This is a genomic window from Kutzneria sp. NPDC051319, assembly GCF_040682195.1.
Classification (GTDB): Bacteria; Actinomycetota; Actinomycetes; order Mycobacteriales; family Pseudonocardiaceae; genus Kutzneria.
In genome coordinates, this window is the sequence record NZ_JBFBAM010000013.1 from 76,375 (window position 1) to 94,897 (window position 18,523).

10 protein-coding genes are annotated in these 18,523 nt (G+C 72.1%); all 10 read left to right on the forward strand.

The annotated features are described in order from the left end of the window. Positions 1–473 precede the first annotated feature (473 nt). The gene (gene eccCa, locus AB0M73_RS15920; protein WP_363891344.1) at positions 474–4,421 is read left to right on the forward strand and encodes a type VII secretion protein EccCa; all 3,948 of its coding nucleotides are present in this window, start codon (positions 474–476) and stop codon (positions 4,419–4,421) included. Between the two features lie 73 nt (positions 4,422–4,494). Next, the gene (eccD, locus tag AB0M73_RS15925) at positions 4,495–5,979 is read left to right on the forward strand and encodes a type VII secretion integral membrane protein EccD (RefSeq protein ID WP_363891345.1); all 1,485 of its coding nucleotides are present in this window, start codon (positions 4,495–4,497) and stop codon (positions 5,977–5,979) included. Between the two features lie 3 nt (positions 5,980–5,982). After that, a complete protein-coding gene (gene eccB, locus AB0M73_RS15930; protein WP_363891346.1) occupies positions 5,983–7,338 on the forward strand; it encodes a type VII secretion protein EccB in 1,356 nt (451 codons plus the stop codon). A gap of 1 nt (position 7,339) precedes the next feature. After that, a complete protein-coding gene (locus AB0M73_RS15935) occupies positions 7,340–10,369 on the forward strand; it encodes a hypothetical protein (protein ID WP_363891347.1) in 3,030 nt (1,009 codons plus the stop codon). After that, a complete protein-coding gene (locus AB0M73_RS15940) occupies positions 10,366–13,524 on the forward strand; it encodes a right-handed parallel beta-helix repeat-containing protein (RefSeq protein ID WP_363891348.1) in 3,159 nt (1,052 codons plus the stop codon). The genes AB0M73_RS15935 and AB0M73_RS15940 overlap by 4 nt, the downstream gene beginning before the upstream one ends. A gap of 71 nt (positions 13,525–13,595) precedes the next feature. Further along, the gene (locus AB0M73_RS15945) at positions 13,596–13,925 is read left to right on the forward strand and encodes a WXG100 family type VII secretion target (protein WP_043724963.1); all 330 of its coding nucleotides are present in this window, start codon (positions 13,596–13,598) and stop codon (positions 13,923–13,925) included. 43 nt (positions 13,926–13,968) lie between these two features. Then, the gene (locus AB0M73_RS15950) at positions 13,969–14,256 is read left to right on the forward strand and encodes a hypothetical protein (protein ID WP_363891349.1); all 288 of its coding nucleotides are present in this window, start codon (positions 13,969–13,971) and stop codon (positions 14,254–14,256) included. 16 nt (positions 14,257–14,272) lie between these two features. Continuing rightward, positions 14,273–14,845 (forward strand): hypothetical protein, encoded by a 573-nt coding sequence (locus AB0M73_RS15955; RefSeq protein ID WP_363891350.1) that lies wholly within the window; start codon positions 14,273–14,275, stop codon positions 14,843–14,845. Between the two features lie 80 nt (positions 14,846–14,925). Then, the gene (locus AB0M73_RS15960) at positions 14,926–18,054 is read left to right on the forward strand and encodes a hypothetical protein (RefSeq protein ID WP_363891351.1); all 3,129 of its coding nucleotides are present in this window, start codon (positions 14,926–14,928) and stop codon (positions 18,052–18,054) included. Positions 18,055–18,082: 28 nt separating this feature from the next. Continuing rightward, a complete protein-coding gene (locus tag AB0M73_RS15965) occupies positions 18,083–18,514 on the forward strand; it encodes a YbaB/EbfC family nucleoid-associated protein (RefSeq protein ID WP_363891352.1) in 432 nt (143 codons plus the stop codon). Positions 18,515–18,523 lie beyond the last annotated feature (9 nt).

An 18,523-nucleotide genomic window follows, 5' to 3' on the forward strand; every position in this document is an offset into this window, starting at 1 on the left:
CGTGCCGAAGTGTGGCGCGGCGCCCGGCCTCCGTCCACTATGGACCTGCTGCGCAGTCGAGGAGGGCCGGCCGTGGGTGCACAACGGTTACCGCACGCCCGGGTGACGTGCGAACCACTCGCACGAGTGTGAAGCAGGTCACAAGGGCGAACCGGTTTTGTCGCTCGGCCGTGTGGGATGCATGCGAAGTCGAAGAGCGGAAAAACTACGTAACGGAAACGGTACGACATTGTTGTGAAGTTCTTTCGACGCGCGTTTTCGCTGCGGTGAAGAACCGTTCGAAAGTTTCGTCCCGCCTTCGGCTTTGTGCTACCCGGTAAGGGAGACCTGTGGATCGGTCACTACTGTGACGGTCACCGTGCAGGGAAGTTAGGGCACTCATCGGTTGCCGTAGGTGCCAGTAGTACAACAGTGCCCTAAAGCCTCACATAGCATTTGACGAGCTTGCCGCCGCTAGCCCTGGAGCCAGACTGATGAGCATCGTGATCGTCAAACGATCGCAGCGCGTCGCCGGTCCCGCCCTGCCGACCGGAGAGGTGGAGCTGGCCGAGCCCCCCGTGCTCGGCGAGCCGGCCAGCCTCGACTTCGGCTCGGCCATGGTGTACCTGCCGATGGGCCTGGGCAGCGCGGCGATGGTGATGATGTTCTCGATCGCCGGCAGCTCCCCGACCGTGTACATGATGTCCGGGATGATGGGCGTCTCCATGGTCAGCATGAGCGTCACGCAGTTGGGGCGCCAGGGTATGGAGCGCAAGCGCAAGATGCGCGCCGAGCGCCGCGACTACCTCCGCTATCTCGCGCAGCTGCGGGGCCAGGCCCGCGCCGCCGCCGACGACCAGCGTGCCGCCTCCCGCTGGGACAATCCCGAGCCTTCCTCGCTTTGGTCGCTGGTGTCCGGCCCGCGCCTCTGGGAGCGTCGCGCCAGCCACGAGGACTTCGGCCGGGTCCGCATCGGCCTGGGCGCGCAGCGGGCCGCCCTGGAGTTCGTGCCGCCGCGCACTCGCCCGATCGAGGACCTCGAACCGCTGACGGCGATCGCGCTGCGTCGTTTCATCCGCGCCTACCGCACGGTGTCCGAACTGCCCATCGCGGTCGGCCTGCGCAGCTTCACCAGCGTCGAGTTCGCCGGCGAGGCCGGCCCGGTGCTCGCGCTCGTCCGCGCCATGCTGTGCCAGCTGGCCGTCATGCACTCCCCGGACGACCTACGCGTCTCGATCCTCACCGACGAGCCCGGCCGCGCCGAGTGGGACTGGTGCAAGTGGCTGCCGCACATCTCCCACGCGACCGCTCGTGACGAGGCCGGCCCGGTGCGCGTGGTGTCCGGCGACCACGACACCCTGATGGACCTGCTCGGCGCATCGGTCACCGACCGGCCCGACTTCGACCGCACGGTGCCGCCCGGCCCCAACGAGCCGTTCCACGTCGTGGTGGCGCACCGGGTGCACATCCCGGAGCACTCCCGACTGCTCGACACCGGCCTGCGCAACGTGGTGCTGCTCGACGTCACCGGCGGCATGCACGGCGGCCCGGACGTGCTGCGCCTGACCGTGGCCGGCGAGCAGGTCGAGTTCCCGGCCGGCGACTCCACCGGCAAGGCCGACGCGGACCAGATGAGCGTGGCCGGCGCGGAGAACGTGGCCCGGCTGCTGGCCCCGATGCGCACCAGCGGCACCGTCGACCTGATCGACGAGCCGCTGGAGAGCAACTTCGACCTGACCACGCTGCTGGGCATCCGCGACGCCCGCGGCTTCGACGTGCAGCAGCAGTGGCGGCCCCGCCGCAACCAGCGGGCCCGGCTGGTGGTGCCGGTCGGCGTCACCGAGAACGGCGAGGTCGTCGAGCTCGACATCAAGGAGTCGGCGCAGGGCGGCATGGGCCCGCACGGCGTGCTCATCGGCGCCACCGGCTCCGGCAAGTCGGAGTTCCTGCGCACGCTGGTGATCGGCCTCGCGGCCACGCACTCCTCGGAAGTGCTGAACATGGTGCTCGTCGACTTCAAGGGCGGCGCCACCTTCATGGGCATGGACAAGATGCCGCACACCTCGGCGGTGATCACCAACCTGCAGGACGAGCTGCCCCTGGTCGACCGCATGCAGGACTCGCTGCAGGGCGAGATGAACCGCCGCCAGGAGTTCCTCCGCCAGCACGGCTACTCGTCGCTGTACGACTACGAGAAGGCCCGCGCCGGCGGCGCGCAGCTGGCCCCGTTCCCGGTGCTGTTCGTGGTCGTCGACGAGTTCTCCGAGCTGCTGTCGTCCAAGCCGGAGTTCATGGACCTGTTCGTCCAGATCGGACGGCTGGGCCGGTCGCTCGGCGTGCACCTGCTGCTGGCCTCGCAGCGCCTGGACGAGGGCCGCATCCACCGCGTCGAGGGCCACCTGTCCTACCGGATCGCGCTGCGCACCTTCTCCGCCATGGAGTCCCGCAGCGTCATCGGCGTGGCCAGCGCCTACGAGCTGCCGTCCGCGCCCGGCCACGGCTTCCTCAAGATCGACACCACCAACCTGGTGCGGTTCAAGGCGGCCTACGTGTCCGGCCCGTGCCCGGACGCCCCGGACAGCTCGCCGGCCGCGCAGTCCAAGGTGGTCGGCGAGGTCGCGCCGTTCGGGCTGATGCCCGGCCGGATCCGCCGTCCCGAGGACGACGCGCCGGCCAGGACCACCGAGGAGGTCCAGCTGGAGTCGGCCGGCGACGGCGAGGACAGCTTGATGGACGTCCTGATCGACCGCCTCGTCGACCAGGGCCCGCCGGCCCGCCAGGTGTGGCTGCCGCCGCTGTCCGAGTCGCCGAGCCTGGACCAGCTGCTGCCCGGCATCGTGCCGGACCCGGTGCGCGGCATGGCCGCGCTGGACCACCCGGCCACCCGGTCGCTGCGGGTGCCGCTGGGCATCGTCGACCGCCCGTACGAGCAGCTGCGCGAGCTGCTGGTGGCCGACCTGGCCGGCGCCAACGGCCACATCGGACTGGTCGGCGCGCCGCAGTCGGGCAAGTCCACGCTGCTGCGGACGCTGGTGCTGTCGCTGGCCCTCACCCACACCGCCGAGGAAGTCCAGTTCTACTGCCTCGACCTGGCCGGCGGCGGCCTGGTCTCGACGGCGGGCCTGCCGCACGTCGGCTCCATCGCCACCCGGCTGGAGCGCGACCGCGTGCTGCGCACCATCGAGGAACTGGCGCAGCTGCTGGAGCGCCGCGAGCAGATCTTCACCGAGATGGGCATCGACTCGATGGTCGCCTACCGGCAGGGCCGGACCACCGGCAAGATCAGCGACCCCAACGGCGACGTGTTCCTGATCATCGACGGCTGGGGCACGATCCGGTCCGACTTCCAGGACCTGGAGCCGCGCATCACCGAGCTGGCCGCCCGCGGCCTGGCCTTCGGCCTGCACGTGGTGATCGCCACCAACCGCTGGTCGGAGATCCGGCCGGCCATGCGCGACGTGCTGGGCACCAAGCTGGAGCTGCGGCTGGGCGACCCGATGGAGTCCGAGCTGGGCGCCCGGGTGGCGGCCCGGGTGCCCGAGCAGGCCGGCCGCGGCCTGACCAGCGCCAAGTTCCACTTCCTGGCCGGCCTGCCGCGCATCGACAGCTCGTCGGCCACCGACGACCTGACCACCGCCACCAAGGCGGCCGTCGAGGAGATCGCCACCTTCTGGGCCGGCCAGGCCGCGCCCGAGGTCCGGCTGCTGCCCAACAAGCTGCCGATCGCCGACCTGCCGGCGCCGGAGCCCCAGTTCGCCCGGTTCTGCATCGGCCTTGACGAGCAGCGCCTGGCGCCGATGTGGCACGACTTCGACATGACGCCGCACCTGTCGGTGTTCGGCGACACCGAGACCGGCAAGACCAACATGCTGCGGCTGATCGCCCGCAACGTGATCGCCCGCTACAGCCCGACCGAGGCGCGCATCCTGCTGGCTGACACCCGGCGGGAGCTGCACGAGGAGGTGCCGGAGGCGTACCGGATCGGCTACGCCGTCGATCCGGACGCGCTGTCCGACCTGATCGGGAACGCCGGCGTGTCGATGACCCGCCGGATGCCCGGTCCGGAGATCACCCCGGACCGGCTGCCCAAGCGGGACTGGTGGACCGGGCCGCAGCTGTTCGTGCTGATCGACGACTACGACCTCTTCGTCAGCGGCGGCGGCATGGCGTCCCCGATGCAGCCGCTGATCCCGCTGCTGGCCCACGGCGCCAGCATCGGGCTGCACGTGGTCATCGCCCGCAGCACCTCCGGCGCGATGCGGGCGATGATGGACCCGCTGCTGCGCCGCATGTGGGAGCTGGGCAACCCGGGAGTGCTGCTCAGTTATCCCAAGGAAGAGGGCAAGTTCCTCGGCGAGGCCAAGCCGCGGCAGCTGCCGCCGGGCCGGGCCCAGCTGGTCACCCGGCGTGACGTGCGTCTCCTGCAGACCGGGATGGCGTGATGCCGAAACCCCGTCACGACACCGAACCGAGCTTGTCTCACCACTACGGATCCACGACAGGAGCGACGTCAGCATGAGGCCAACGGACGCGATCGGCGCCGACGCGTCGTTCCCGGCCATGCCCCACGGGCAGATGGTGGCCGTGTCGGACTCCTCGATCGACCAGATTCCCCTGGGCACGGGCGGATCCGGCCCCGCGGACCTGTGCCGGATCACCGTGCACGGCCCGGACGGCCGGGCCGACCTGGCGATCCCCAGCGCCGCCACGTTCGGGCTGCTGGTGCCGGTGCTGGCACGGCACGTCAACCGCGGCCAGGACACCGGCCGGGACTGGGTGCTCCAGCGCCTCGGCGAGCGGCCGCTGGACCTGGACGCCACCCCGGAGCAGGCCGAGCTGCACGACGGTGACGTGCTCTACCTGCGCGCCGCCGAGGCCCCGATCCCGGAGCTGACCTACGACGACCTCGCGGACGGCGTCGGCGACGCCATCGCCGCCCGGCCGGACCGCTGGCGGCCGGAGTCGACCCGCCGCACGATGATCGGCCTGGCCGTGCTGGCGGCGTCCGCGCTGGGCGTGGCCACGCTGGTGGCCGGCGGCCCGGGCGGGCTGCTCGCGCTGTACTGCGGAGTGATCGTGCTGGCGCTCGGCGGCGGCACGGTCGCCATCCACGCCGTCTCCGACGACAAGGTGCTGTCCTATGTGGGCGGCATCGCCGCCTGCGCGTTCGCCGCGGCCGCCGGCCTGATCGGCGAGCAGGACGTCGCGAGCCTCTTCGCCCCGCAGCCGTCCGGGGTGCTGCTGTCGGGGATATGCGTGGTGCTGGTCGCCGGCGCGCTCGCCGCCGCGACCCGGGGCGGGGTCGCCATCTACGGCACCGCCGGCCTGCTCGGCATCTGCGCGATCCTCGGCTCGGTGCTGCGGACCGGCACCTCGGCCGACACCCCCGGCGCGGTCAGCATCGTCGCGGTGACGCTGTTCCTGTTCGCCACGCTCGGGGCCCGCGTCTCCGCCCGGCTGGCCCGCCTGCGGGTGCCGACCCTCCCGCGCACCACCGACGAGCTCCAGCAGGACATCGACCCCGCGCCGGCGTCGTTGATCGCCGGCCGGTCCGCGCTGGCGGACGGCTACCTCACCGCCGTGATCGTCGCGTCGTCCGTGCTGTCGCTGGTGGACAGCGTCGTGCTGATCGGCGTGGACGGCTGGATCAGCGTGGTGCTGCCGCTGGTGTTCGGGCTGGCCTGCCTGCTGCGGGCCAAGTCCCTGCTGTCGGTGTGGCAGCGCGGTGCGACCGTCTGGGCCGGCGCCCTGATCATCACCGCGGTCGTCATCGCGTACGCCTTCTCGCTGGCCCCGGTGGGGCGCATCGGACTTCTGGTCGGCGTGCTGCTGGTCGTGGCGATGCTGGTGATCGGCGCCTGGCGGCTGCCGCAGACCCGGCTGCTGCCGATCTGGGGCCAGGTCGCGGACATCGCCGAGCTGTGGACCGCCATCGCGCTGGTGCCGCTGCTGCTGGTCGTGCTGGACACGTACGCCTTCTTCCGGGCACTGGCGGGCTGAGGCATGCAGAGTCGACGCGACCACGTCCAGGCGTACCAGTTCGTCACCTCCCGGCTGGCCAGCGCCCTGACCACCGGCGACCCCGGCCGCGGCGAACCGCCGTTGCGCCGCTCCTCGCTGGGCCTGATGTGGGGCGTGCTGGTGGCCGTGCTGCTGTGCGGCGGGTTCGCCATCTACGGCCTGATCAACCCCGGCGGCAACCTCGACTACAAGAAGCCCGGCGCGATCGTGGTGGAGAAGGAGACCGGCAACCGGTACCTCTACATCAACGGCACGCTCTACCCCACCCTGAACACCGCGTCGGCGATGCTGTTCTTCGCCGGCACCAACGTCAGCGGCACGTTCACGCCGGTCTCCCGCAACTCGCTGGTCGGCGTGCCGCACGGCCGCTCGGTCGGCATCCCCGGCGCGCCGGACTCGGTGCCGCGCGCCCAGGACATGCTGCCGCCGCAGTGGTCGCTGTGCGCCGCCCCGGGCGCGGACGAGCCGTCCATGCGCGTCGACGTGGACCCGAACACCGCGGCCACCCCGATGCCGGCCGACGCCAAGTTCCTCGTGCAGGGCCAGGACCACATCAACTATGTGGTGTGGCGCAACACGATCTACCCGATCGGCTCGCACAACGCGTTGGTGGCGCTGGGTTTCGGCGACACCGCGCCGACGCTGGTGCCGACCGTGTGGATCCACCAGCTGCACCAGGGCCAGACCCTGGACGTGCCGGTGGTCGAGGGCGCCGGCCAGGCCGGCCCCTCGGTCGACGGCCAGGCCACGAAGATCGGCGACCTGGTGGACACCAGCGTCGGCGGCGAGAAGCAGACCTACGTGCTGCGCAAGGACGGCGTGGCCCCGGTCAACGACACCGCGCTGGCGCTGCTGCTGGCCAAGCCCGGCGCGCACCAGCCGCGCGACATCACCACCGCCGGCCTGGCCGAGCTGCCCGAGTCCAAGGACAACTCGACGCTGCAGGGCATGCCGAACATGGTGACGTCCAAGACGTACGCGGCGGACAACGCGGCGGTGTGCGTGCGCCAGAAGTCCAGCGGCGACGCGGTGAGCACCGGGTTCCTCGTCACCGAGCAGCTGGCGGTGTCCGCGGGCCGGATCACCATGAACGTGCCGGCCGGCCGCGGCCTGATCGCGGTGGCCGAGCCGGCCCCGCAGCAGTCGGACAAGCGTGTGTACTACCTGATCACCGATCTCGGCGAGAAGTTCCGGGTCGCCCAGCAGGCCTTCGGCCCGCTCCAGATCGGTGGCACCGCGGTCGGCATGCCCAAGGAGGTGCTCGACGCGATGCCGTCCGGGCCCGACCTGGTGATGGGCCCGGCCGTGTTGGCGGCGAACACCCGAGGAGGGCAGTGACATGGCGCTGGGCACGAGGCTGCGCACCTGGGCGGTCAGCACGCCGGATTCCGTGACGATGCCGCAGGTCGCGTGCGTCGACGCGGGACACGCGATGCTGCTGCACATCGAGGGTCACCTCAACCCTCGCGCGCTGGCCTTCGCCCGCACGATCGCGGCCGACCCCCAGCACACCGTCGTCGTGGCGGACGTGCCGCCGGACGGCCCGATCGAGCTGTGGCACGCCGTCGCCGCGCTGCTCGGCCGTCGCCGTGGCGGCTACCGGCTGGTGCTGGGCAAGCATTCCCGCGACGCCGCCGTGATGACCGCCCAGTGGCTGGCGGAACGGCTCAACTGCCCGGTTCTCGTGCCCGACGGCGACGTCGTGATGGCCCCCGGCGGCGCGCTGTTCAGCTCGGCGCTGCAAGGCGTCGGCTGGGTGCGGTTCCGTCGCGGCCGCGCGCCGCAGCACGACTCGCGCCGCTTCCCGGTCCCGGACTGGACCTACCCGGGCACCGAGCAGGTGTGGCAGCCCGGCCCGATCAGCGTGGTCGAGCCGCTGCCGGCCGGCGTGTGGATCCGGCCGCTGGAGTCTGCCGACGACCAGCGGGCGCTGCTGATCTCCGGCCTGGTGCCCAACCGCGACGAGCTGATCGTCGTGCTCGGGTCGCCGAACTCGCGGCCGGTGCCGATGGCCGAGATCGCCCGGTTCTGCCACTCCGTGCCGCCCGAGCACCGCGCCAAGGTCCGCTTCCTCCAGTACGGCCCGGTCGAGGTGCTGCGCGCCTCCGTCGGGCAGGCGCTGGCCGACCAGCTCGGCGCGCCCGTCACCTTCTACGCCGGCATGCCGTCCGTCGAGGGCACGCTGCACGTCGTGTCGCCGGAGGGCAACCTCGGCTGGCGCTCCTTCGCCCGGGAGCTGCGGTACCTGCCGCGGGCCGCGGCCGCCGGCCGGATCCTGCCGCCGCAGCTGGTCGCCCACGACAACCCGATGCCCGGCGCCGCCGAGCTGTCGCCCGGGGTCTACTGGTACGCCAGCGACGCCGTCGTCGAGGTCGTCCAGAGTGGACTGTGGCTGCGGCCGCCGGTCGCTCCGGTGAACGCCGACCACGTGCGGACAGCGCCCATCGACTCCCGGTTCGCCGCCGTCGTGTTCGACACCTCCTCGCGGCACCTCACCGACCGGATGCAGGCGCTGGCCGACGAGATCCTGGCCACCATGGATCCGGCCATGCGCCGGATGTTCCGCGCGCTGCCGGCCGCCGTGCTCGTCGCCAACAGCCACCACGTGCCGGTGCTGCCGGCCCGGGGCATGGTTGTCGAATCCGTGCCGGGCCGGTGGAGCTCGGAGTCCGTGCAGCTGCCGGCCGACCACGGCGTCGAGCTGATGGCCCCGCGCCTGTCGCTGCCGGCCCTGCCGTCCGGTCCGGTGGACGCCCCGACCGAGGCGACCGAGGTCGTGTCGGCGGACATGATCGTGGACGCCGACGTCGTCGAGGGCGACGAGCTGGACTCCCCGACGATCTCCGCGCCGTACACGGCGGCGGCGCCGGCCGAGCCGGTCGCTTCGGAGCCCGTGCGGCCGGCGATTCGCCTTGCCGGCGAGGACATCGTGCTGGAGTCGGCGGTCATCGGCCTCGCCGGCGGCATGGTCGACGACGAGCCCGTCGTCGCGCCGGCCGCGGTGATCGAGGCGCCCGCTCCGGTCGCCGGTCCCGTCGCCGCCGCCGTCGCGGAGCCGCCCGCCTCGATCGCCGAGCCGGTGGCCCCCGTCGCCGAACCGCCCGTCGCCGAACCGCCCGCCGCCATGCCGGTGGCCGGTCCGGCCGTGGCCGTCGAGCCGCCCGCCGTGGTCGAACCGGTCGCCGCCGCCGCCGCTGCCGTGGCCGCTGCGGCCGCGCCGCCCGCCGCCGCTGCCGTCGCCGAGCCGCCGGTCGTCGACGACGTCGCCCCGAAGCCGATCGTCACCGCCGCGGTGGACGCGCCTCCGGCGGCGATGCCGACGGGCCTGAGGCTGGAGTCCTCGGTGCCGGACTTCGGCATCGACTTCGCCGCCATCGCGGTCCCGGCGCCGGCCCCCAAGACCGAAGCACCGAAGACCGGGGCGCCGAAGGTCGAGTCCGTTCCGCAGCCCGACGCGGCCGCGATCCTGGAGCCCGAGCCGCTGCCGGAGCCGACGCCCGCCGTGGCGCCGGAGCCCCAGCCGGTCGCCGTCGCGGAGCCGGAGGTCGTCGCCGTCCGTGCCGTCGCGGTGCAGCCGGTGCCGGTGCCGGGGGCGTGCGCGGTGCCGCCATCCCGTGGCCTGACCGAAGAGCGGGCCTGGTTGCGCAAGACCCTGAACTCCCAGTACGACGTGGCCGCCAGCACGGTGTCCCGGATGCTGTCGCAGGTGCCGGGCCTGCGCGTCGGCATGCAGGCCGACGAGGTGCTGGCCGACCTGGTCGGCGTCCGCGTCTACCTGACCGGCGACAGCGCCGGCCTGGACGAGGCGGTCCGCTCGGCCGCTCCCGGCCCGCACGTGCCGCTGGCCCGGGTCGTCACCTCCGGCCTGAAGCGCCTGCCGTCCTACCGCGGCGCGACCCAGCTGTGGGCCGCGGCCGGCGAGTCCGAGCTGGACTGGTACCGCAATCGCCTGCTGGTCAGCGAATGGGCCTTCCTGACCGCCACCACGGCCGGCCGGCCGGGGACGGCCGGCGAGGTGGAGTTCCGCGTGTGGTCGATGACCGCCCGCCGCACCCAGCTGATCGACCCGTCCGTCGCCGACCAGGTGCTGTTCGTGCCAGGCACCAACTTCAAGGTGCTGGAAGTCCGGGACGAGCCCAACCCGGTGGTGCTGCTGCGCGAGCTGTCCACCGCCGAGATCGGCGAGGACGGCCAGGTCAACACCGGCCGCAGCATGTTCGACGACCTGGCGCTCGGCGGCCTCGACCAGGCCGCGCAGGCGTGGGCCCAGGTCGCCGGGGCCCAGGTCGCAGGTCCCTCCGGGGCGCGGCCGACGGCCAGCGCCCCGCCCGGACTGCTTTCCACCGCCATGGAGAGGACGAGCGCATGACCCGGCAGGTTCTCGAGGTGCCGGGCGCCTTCCGCACCATCGCGGAGGCGCTGGCCAAGGCCACCGACGGCTCGGTGATCAACGTCGCCGCCGGCCGGTACGACGAGTCGCTGGCCATCACCGGCGTGGTGACCATCAGCGCCCAGGACGGCCCCGGCACGGTTCGCCTGCACGCCACCAAGGGCAGCACACTGGTGGTCGCCGGCGGCGCGGTGCAGCTGTCCGGTCTGGACATCACCGGCGACGACGCCGAGCTGCCGGTGCTGGACGTCCGGCACGGCGAGGCGGCGCTGGACAACTGCCGCGTCGGCGGCGCGGCCTGGACGGCCGTGCTGGCCCGGCAGACCGGCGTGCTGGCGATGCGGCAGTGCCGGGTGCAGAACCCGACCGGCGCCGGCGTCGTGGTCACCTCGGTGGGCAACAGCTCCGTCGAGGAGACGGTGATCGCCGAGGTCGGCTCGTCGGCGATGGTCGTGGCCGAGGGCGGCCGGGTGCAGGTGCGCGGCTGCGTCTTCGACCACGTCAAGGGCAACGGCCTGTGCGTCAACGGTTCCGGGGTCGGCCAGATCGTCGACACGAAGATCGTCGGCAGCGGCAAGCCGGCGGTGGTGATCGAGCAGGACGGCCGGGCCGAGCTGACCCGGGTCAGCATCACCGAGAGCGCCAGTCTGGACGCCTACCTGACCGGCGCGGGCACGGTCACCATGACCGACTGCACGTTCAGCGGCTCGGGTGGCCAGGCCGTGCACATCGCCAACGGCGCGAAGCCGACGCTGACGGGCTGCACCTTCACCGGCGCCGCGCGCCAGGGCGTGCACGTGACCGGCGGCGCCTCGCCGGTGATCGAGAACTGCACCATCAGCGAGAGCCCGATCGGCCTGCTGGTCGACGCCTCCGCCGACCCGTCGATCAGGATGCTGACCGTCACCGGGGCCGACCAGTCGGCGGTGTTGGTCAGCGGCGGCGGAAAGGCGCGTATCGACGGGCTTTCCGTGGACGGGGGAGTGCGGGTCGTCGACTCCGGCATCGACCTGCGCCGCGCCGTCATCGAGCTGGCCGGCGGAGTCGGTGTCGCGCTGGAGGGTTCGTCCACCGGCCGGGTCGACGAGCTGCGGGTGCGCACCACCGCCGGCGCGGGCCTGCTGCTGACCGGCCAGGCGCGGGCGACCGTGAGCTCGGCGGCGGCGCTGGGCTGCCCGATCGAGATCGGCTCCGGCAGCGTGCTGACGCTGGAGGCCAGCGAGGTCACCGAGGTTCGCGGCGCCGGCATCGTCGTCGCCGACGGCGGCACGCTGCGCGCCACCCGCTGCCGCGTGCACCACAACTCCGGGCCGGGCATCGACGTCCAGGGCAGCGGAGTGTCCGAACTGGACTCCTGCGAGATCTTCGACAACGAGGGCAGCGCCCCGCCGGCCCCGTCCACGCCGCCGACCGCCCCCGCGGCTCCCGCGCCGGCCCCGGCCGTGAGCGCCCAGCCGGCCGCGCCGGCCGCTCCCACCGCGGCCGCGGCGGCCGCCGCCGACCAGGGCGAGGAGCAGGCCGGGCACCGCGGCGAGGGTCCGCTGGCCGACCTGCACAGCCTCGTCGGCCTCGACTCGGTGAAGGCCGAGGTCACCGGTCTGATCAACCTGAACCGGATGGCCCAGCGGCGGGAGCAGATGGGCCTGCCGATGCCGGCGCTGAGCCGGCACCTGGTCTTCGCCGGCCCGCCCGGCACCGGTAAGACGACGGTCGCCCGCCTCTACGGCTCGGTGCTGGCCGAACTGGGGATTCTCCGCCAGGGCCACATGATCGAGGTCGCGCGGCAGGACCTGGTCGCGCAGTACATCGGCGCCACCGCCATCAAGACCACCGAGGTGTTCGAGAAGGCGCTCGGCGGCGTGCTGTTCATCGACGAGGCGTACACCCTGACCAGCCAGTCCGGCGGCTCCGGCCCGGACTTCGGCCAGGAAGCCGTGGACACCGTCATGAAGCTGATGGAGGACCACCGCACCGACATCGTGGTGATCGTCGCCGGCTACACCGACCAGATGGCGCAGTTCCTCGCCTCCAACCCCGGTATGGCCTCCCGGTTCACCAAGACCGTGGAGTTCCCCAACTACACGGTGGACGAGCTCGTCACCATCGTGCGGGGCATGGCGGCCAAGCACTACTACGAGCTCGACGACGACGTGCTGAACGCGCTGCACCGGTACTTCGACAAGACGCCGAAGGGCAAGACCTTCGGCAACGGCCGGGTCGCCCGGCAGCTGTTCGAGTCGATGATCTCCACCCAGGCCTCCCGGCTGGCGATCTCCGGCGGCGCGGACAACGAGCTGAGCCGGTTCGCCACCACCGACGTGCCGATGGCCGAGGGCGACGACGGCACCGACACGCCCGAGGACAACCTGCCGCCCGGCCCGAGCGCCCGCCGACTGTCCACAATGGTCGGTCAGCAGGCCGTGAAGGACGCGTTGCTGGCCCGGTTGACCGGACTGCTGGCCCTGCACCGGCGGCGGCAGCCGCTGGGCGGGCTGGCCAACATGGTGTTCGACGGCCCGGTCGGCAGCGGCCGGCGCACCATGGCCCGGCTGTTCACCCGCTCGCTGGCCGAGCTGGGGCTGATCGCCGCCGGCGCGGTCGTCGAGCTGCCGCTGTCCGGCCTGCCGTGCAAGTTCGACGGCCAGGCCGAGATCCGGGTGCGGGCCGCGGTCGAGGCGGCCGCCGGCGGCGCGCTGCTCGTCGACATCGACCCGCAGTTCCTGCAGCGGTCGGACGCCGAGAAGGGCCGCGTCGTCAACGCGGTGCGCGAGGTGCTCGCGGCGGCCCCGGCGGAGACCGTGCTGTTGCTCGTGGGGCAGCAGCAACTCATCGGCGCGCTGCTCGGCCGGACCGACCTGGCCGGTCGGTTCGCCGAGCACCTGCGCTTCACCGACTACCCGCCGGCCGAGAGGGCCGAACTCGTCGTCCGCTGGTGGACCGAGAACGGTTGGCAGGCGGGGGAAGGCGTCGCCGCGATGCTGACGGCCGGGCTTCCGGCCGGCGGTGTCCGGGACGCGCACCAGCTCGCCGCGGCAATCGCGGCGGGCACCACCTCAAGGACGGTCACCACGGCCGACCTCGACGGTGTCAAGCCGTCGGTCGAGGAGCGAAAGGCGGTGCCCGTGCCGGCGTGAGCCGGACCGGACACCGAAACAAACCCAACGTGGTGACCTAGCGCACCACCAGCTGTGAGGAGCGAAGCCACATGGCGTCGTCGATTTCCAAGATTGATCTTGCTGGTCTCTCCGGGACCGCGCAGAGCCAGCAGGAGGCCGTCGACTCGGTGCAGAGCGACCTGCAGCGCGTCATCAGCGAGTGCGACTCGCTCGCCGCCGCGTGGACCGGCGACGCGGCCTCGCTGTTCCAGGACGCGATGAGCAACTTCCAGGAAGGCGCCAACAAGGTGCTGTCCACCCTGCGCGAGATGCAGGAGAAGATGGTCAGCACGCACAGCAACTTCAGCGGCACCCACGAGAACATCAACGTGGTGGCGCGCGGCACGACCAGCTCCATGGGCGGCCTGCAGGGTCTGTGACCCTCCTTCCCCTGACCTGAACGAACCGAGAAGAGAGAAGACGATGGCCGACTACTCCATGCAGCTGGACACGACCCCGCAGATCGGCGAGGCGCTCCAGGGCATCGCCAACGAGCTGACCCAGGTCGGCGAGGCGCTGGTCAGCGCGATCAACTCGCGGCTGGCCGACACCGACGGCGCCACCAAGGAACAGTTCATGCTGGTGCAGCAGCACTACAACCAGGCGCACGAGGAAATGACCCAGAAGCTGCAGCGGGCCCAGCACGACCTGATGCAGATCCACGAGCTGATCACGCACGGCGAGAAGGTCGGCACGCAGACCTGGTCCTGACCCCTGGAGGTCGACAATGGGTGGCTACGGAGATTTCGTCAGCGGCAAGGGCGATTCGTCCTCGTCGTCGAAGCCGGGTCTGACCAACTGGGACCCGAACAACACGCCGCCGCCGGTCACCGGCGGGGGCCCGACCAACCCTGACGGTTCGCCGTCGCTGACGCCGCCGAACGTGCCCGGCAAGGGCCACGGCGGCAGCGGCACCACGACGGTGAGCACGCCGTCGATGAAGATCTTCGCCGACAACATCGGTCAGCTCATCGACCCGCTGAACAAGGCGCTGTCGTACGTGCAGAGCATGCCGAAGGTGCAGGCGGGCGACTTCAACACCGGGCACGTGATCAAGACGATGCTCACTGGGGACTCCGGCGACGGCATGCTCCAGTCCGGCTTCGAGACCGTGCTCAAGAAGTGCGTCAAGTCGGTCACTGACACCCACGAGGCGGTGCTCAAGCTGGCCAGGGACTACGAGAACATCGACGACCTGAACAAGGTCACCGGCCAGCAGCTGTCGCGGGCGATGGGCGACGTGGGCTCCGACATCACCGCGGTCGGTTCGGCCGGTTCCAAGTTCGGCGACGGCTCGTAGTGCCGACCGGCCGTCCGTCCGAAGTGGACGGACGGCCGGCTGTGCCCACGTCCCGCTGAGATCAGAGAAGTGGAAGAGCCATGGCGGATCCGAATCCGGACAGCAACAACCCCGGCGAGGGGACCCCGGATGATTTCACCCAGTGGGACTGGCACAAGATCATGACGGCGGTCGTCGGCGCCTACGGCAACAACACCAACAGCGGCCTGTCCGACCCGAACTCCCTCTACACCGCGGCCAACGCCCTGGAGTACGTGAAGAACACGCTCCAGATGGTGGCGCAGAGCATCAAGGACCAGGCCGACGCCCTGTCCTACGGCGACGACGCGCCCTGGAAGGGCGCGGCCGCCGGCCAGTTCAACCAGATGATGTACTCGCTGGGCCAGAACATCCACGCCAACGCGCAGGTGCTGACCGGCGACGTGGCCGGGGACGACATCCCGAACCAGGTGTACGCCAGCGGCCAGCACCTGGCCACCGCGATCAACACGCTGCACGCCATCGACCACTGGTACGCCGACCAGGCGATCAAGATGGGTGCCCATGTGGTGGACGGCGTGGTGATGGTGCACGAGAAGCAGGAGGTCGTCGACGCGCTCAACCGCGACATGCGGACCGTCATCACCAACCTGTCCAACAACTACAAGGTCACCAATGACGGCTTCACCCCGCCGAGCACCGACAACAACCCCGGGCCCAACGGCGGTGACGACAACCCGTTCGGCAACGGCAACAACAATCCCTTCGGCGACGGCAACAACCCGTTCGGGGACGGCAACAACCCCTTCGGCGACGGCAACAACCCGTTCGGCAGCCCCGACCCGTTCAACCCCGGCGGCAACGGCCCTGGCGGCAATGGCCCCGGTGGCAGCGACTTCACGCCGCCGCCCCTGCAGAACTTCGCGGCCGGCCCCGGTGACGGCACCGGCGGCCCCGGCCTCGGCGACAACGGGCCCGGCCTGAGCGACTTCCCCGGCGGCGATGACAGCGGTCTCGGTGGGGACAGCGGTCCGGGCCTGAGCGACTTCCCCGGTGGCGGCGACAGCGGTCTCGGTGGGGGCAGCGGTCCCGGCCTGAGCGACTTCAACTCGCCCCCGTTGTCCAACTTCCCCGGTTCCGGCGACAGCGGCCTTGGTGGCCCCGGTGGCGACAGCGGTCTCGGCGGCGGCTCGGCCTTCTCGCCGCCGCCGTTGTCCAACTTCCCCGGCCTGGGCAACAGCGGCCTGGGCAACAGCGGGCTGGACAACAACCTCGCCACCAGCGGCCTGAACAACAGCAGCGACCCGTTCGCCGACGGCAGCGGCCTGGACACCAGCGGCCTGGACAATCCGGCGTTGAAGGACTTCCCGGGTCTCGGTGGCGGGGCCGGCGGTGGTGTCGGCGGTGGCGCGGACGGCCTCGGTGACGCCGGCGGTCTCGGCGACCTCGGCAACAACCTGGTGTCGGACAACCCGGCGCTGCAGGGCTTCCCCGGCCTCGGCGACTCCGGCCTCGGCGGCGCCAACGGCCCCGGCAGCCAGGGCAACATGGGCTCCGGCATGCCGATGATGCCGCCCGGTATGGGCGGCATGGGTGGCGGCCAGGGCAACCAGAACAACCCGGTCAAGTCGGACGCGAGCGGCCTGCTCAACCCGACGCCGTTCCCCGGCGACCTCGGCGGCGGCTTCGACTCGTCCGGCCTGCTCACCGGCGGCCCCGGTGCGCTGTCCGGCCTCGGCGGCGGACTGTCCGGTCTGGACGGACTCGACACCGGCGCCGGTGGTGGCGGTGGCGGCCTCGGTGGCGCGGCCGACCTGCCGTCGCTGGAGGGATTCCCGGGCGGCACCGATGTCAGCGACCCGTCGCTGGCCGGTCTCGGCGACGGCGGCCTCAGCACCGAGAACCTCGGCGGCGGCCAGCAGCAGCAGGCCGGCGGCCCCGGTGCGCCGGGCATGCCGATGTCGCCGGGCATGGGCGGCATGGGCGGCGGCCAGGGCGGGCAGAACAACCAGCCGGTCAAGTCGGACGCGAGCGGCCTGCTCAACCCGACGGCGTTCCCGGGCAGCCTGGACGACACCATCGGCGACCCGTCGGGTCTGATCACCGGCGGCGCGGGCGCCGCGGAGGGCGGCTCCGGCGGCCTGTCCGGCCTGGACGTCCCGCAGGTGTCGGCGTTCGACGGCGACCTCGGCCCGGCCACCGCGCCGGACGGCACCTCCGTCGACAACCCGAACCTGCCGGTCGAGGAGGCCCTCGGCCCGGACGGCCTGGAGGCCAACCCGCAACAGCTCGCGTCCGCGGGCGGCCCGGCCGGGACCCCGGGCATGCCGATGATGCCGGGCGGCGGCATGGGCGGCGCCGCCGCCGGCGCGGGCCAGAACAACGCGCCGACCCGGTCCGACGCCAGCGGCCTGCTCAACCCGACCGAGTTCCCGGGTGGTGTGGAGGACGGCGGCAGCGACCCGTCGGGGCTGATCACCGGTGGCACCGGCGCGGTCGGCGGTGGCGGCGGCCTGTCCGACCTGCCGGCGACCGACGCGACCGTGGTCGGCGACGGACAGCCGCCGCAGGCGACCGCCTCCGCTGACCCGATGATGATCCCGCCGCTGCCGACGTCGGCGCCGACCGGCGCCGCGCCGGGCGAGCATCGGTCCGAGGCCTCGCAGCTGCTCGCCCCGGGCGGGACGGCGTTCTCCGAGTCCGGCTTCGCCGAGCACCAGCACGGCCACCCGGGCGGAACCCAGCACGACGCCGTGCCGGCTGAACCGATGACGCCTCCCAACCGTGTGGCCATGGTGAACGGTCAGGACGGCGCCGAGGACTTCACGGCGTGGGAGGCGGGTGCTGCCGGTTCGGTCGCGGTGCTGCCGTGGCTGTTCGGCCGCGGCGGCCGGAACAATGACGGCGATGTCCAGACCGACGCGCCCGTCGAGGACAACGACAAGTGGGTGCAGGGCGACATGCGTGGCGTGCCGGCTCCGGCGGACCAGCCGCACCTGGCGACGTGGCGGCCGGAGAAGGTCGTCACCGCGCCGGGGCAGCCGGCCGAGGAGGTCGTGCTGCGCAGCTCGGCGGCGATGCCCGAGCCGATGGTGGAGCCCGAACCCGAGCCCGACGCGGATGCCGAGGACGGCGAGGAGGAGCCGGAGCGCACCTCCGCCGACCTGCTCGACCGCCGGTCCGACCAGTGGGACGGCCGCGGCTCGGACCTGCCGGGGGTGCTGGGATGACCGTCTCGACGAGTGAGAGGAGCTGACCATGTCGTCGCCGTACGACGAGGCCATCAACGAGATGATGGCCGACTACCACCGCCAGCTCGAGCAGATCACCGAGCACCAGAAGCAGATGCAGGAGATCACCGGCACCGCCGCCTCGCAGCGCAAGTCGGTGTCGGTGACGGTGGGTCCGCAGGGTCAGATCCTCGAGCTGAAGTTCCCCACCGACGCCTACCGCGAGATGGCGCCGATGGAGCTGGCCAACGTGATCACGGAGACGTTCAACGCGGCCCGCGCGCACGTGATGAAGCAGCAGCAGGAGCTGATGGCGGCCAACGCGCCGGCCGGCATCGACATCTCGCAGCTGTTCGGCGAGAACTCCGAGCTGGGCAAGGCGTTGCCGCGCAACCCGTTCATGTCGGACGCGGTCCGCGAGTACGTGGACAACGGCCGCGTTCCCGGCGCCGAGGACTGAGGAGGTTCC

Coding starts and splice junctions, on each gene's coding strand:
- eccD (WP_363891345.1), top strand. CDS start 4,495: ATGAGGCCAACGGACGCGATCGGCGCCGACGCGTCGTTCCCGGCCATG.
- AB0M73_RS15940 (WP_363891348.1), top strand. CDS start 10,366: ATGACCCGGCAGGTTCTCGAGGTGCCGGGCGCCTTCCGCACCATCGCG.
- eccCa (WP_363891344.1), top strand. CDS start 474: ATGAGCATCGTGATCGTCAAACGATCGCAGCGCGTCGCCGGTCCCGCC.
- eccB (WP_363891346.1), top strand. CDS start 5,983: ATGCAGAGTCGACGCGACCACGTCCAGGCGTACCAGTTCGTCACCTCC.
- AB0M73_RS15960 (WP_363891351.1), top strand. CDS start 14,926: ATGGCGGATCCGAATCCGGACAGCAACAACCCCGGCGAGGGGACCCCG.
- AB0M73_RS15965 (WP_363891352.1), top strand. CDS start 18,083: ATGTCGTCGCCGTACGACGAGGCCATCAACGAGATGATGGCCGACTAC.
- AB0M73_RS15935 (WP_363891347.1), top strand. CDS start 7,340: ATGGCGCTGGGCACGAGGCTGCGCACCTGGGCGGTCAGCACGCCGGAT.
- AB0M73_RS15950 (WP_363891349.1), top strand. CDS start 13,969: ATGGCCGACTACTCCATGCAGCTGGACACGACCCCGCAGATCGGCGAG.
- AB0M73_RS15955 (WP_363891350.1), top strand. CDS start 14,273: ATGGGTGGCTACGGAGATTTCGTCAGCGGCAAGGGCGATTCGTCCTCG.
- AB0M73_RS15945 (WP_043724963.1), top strand. CDS start 13,596: ATGGCGTCGTCGATTTCCAAGATTGATCTTGCTGGTCTCTCCGGGACC.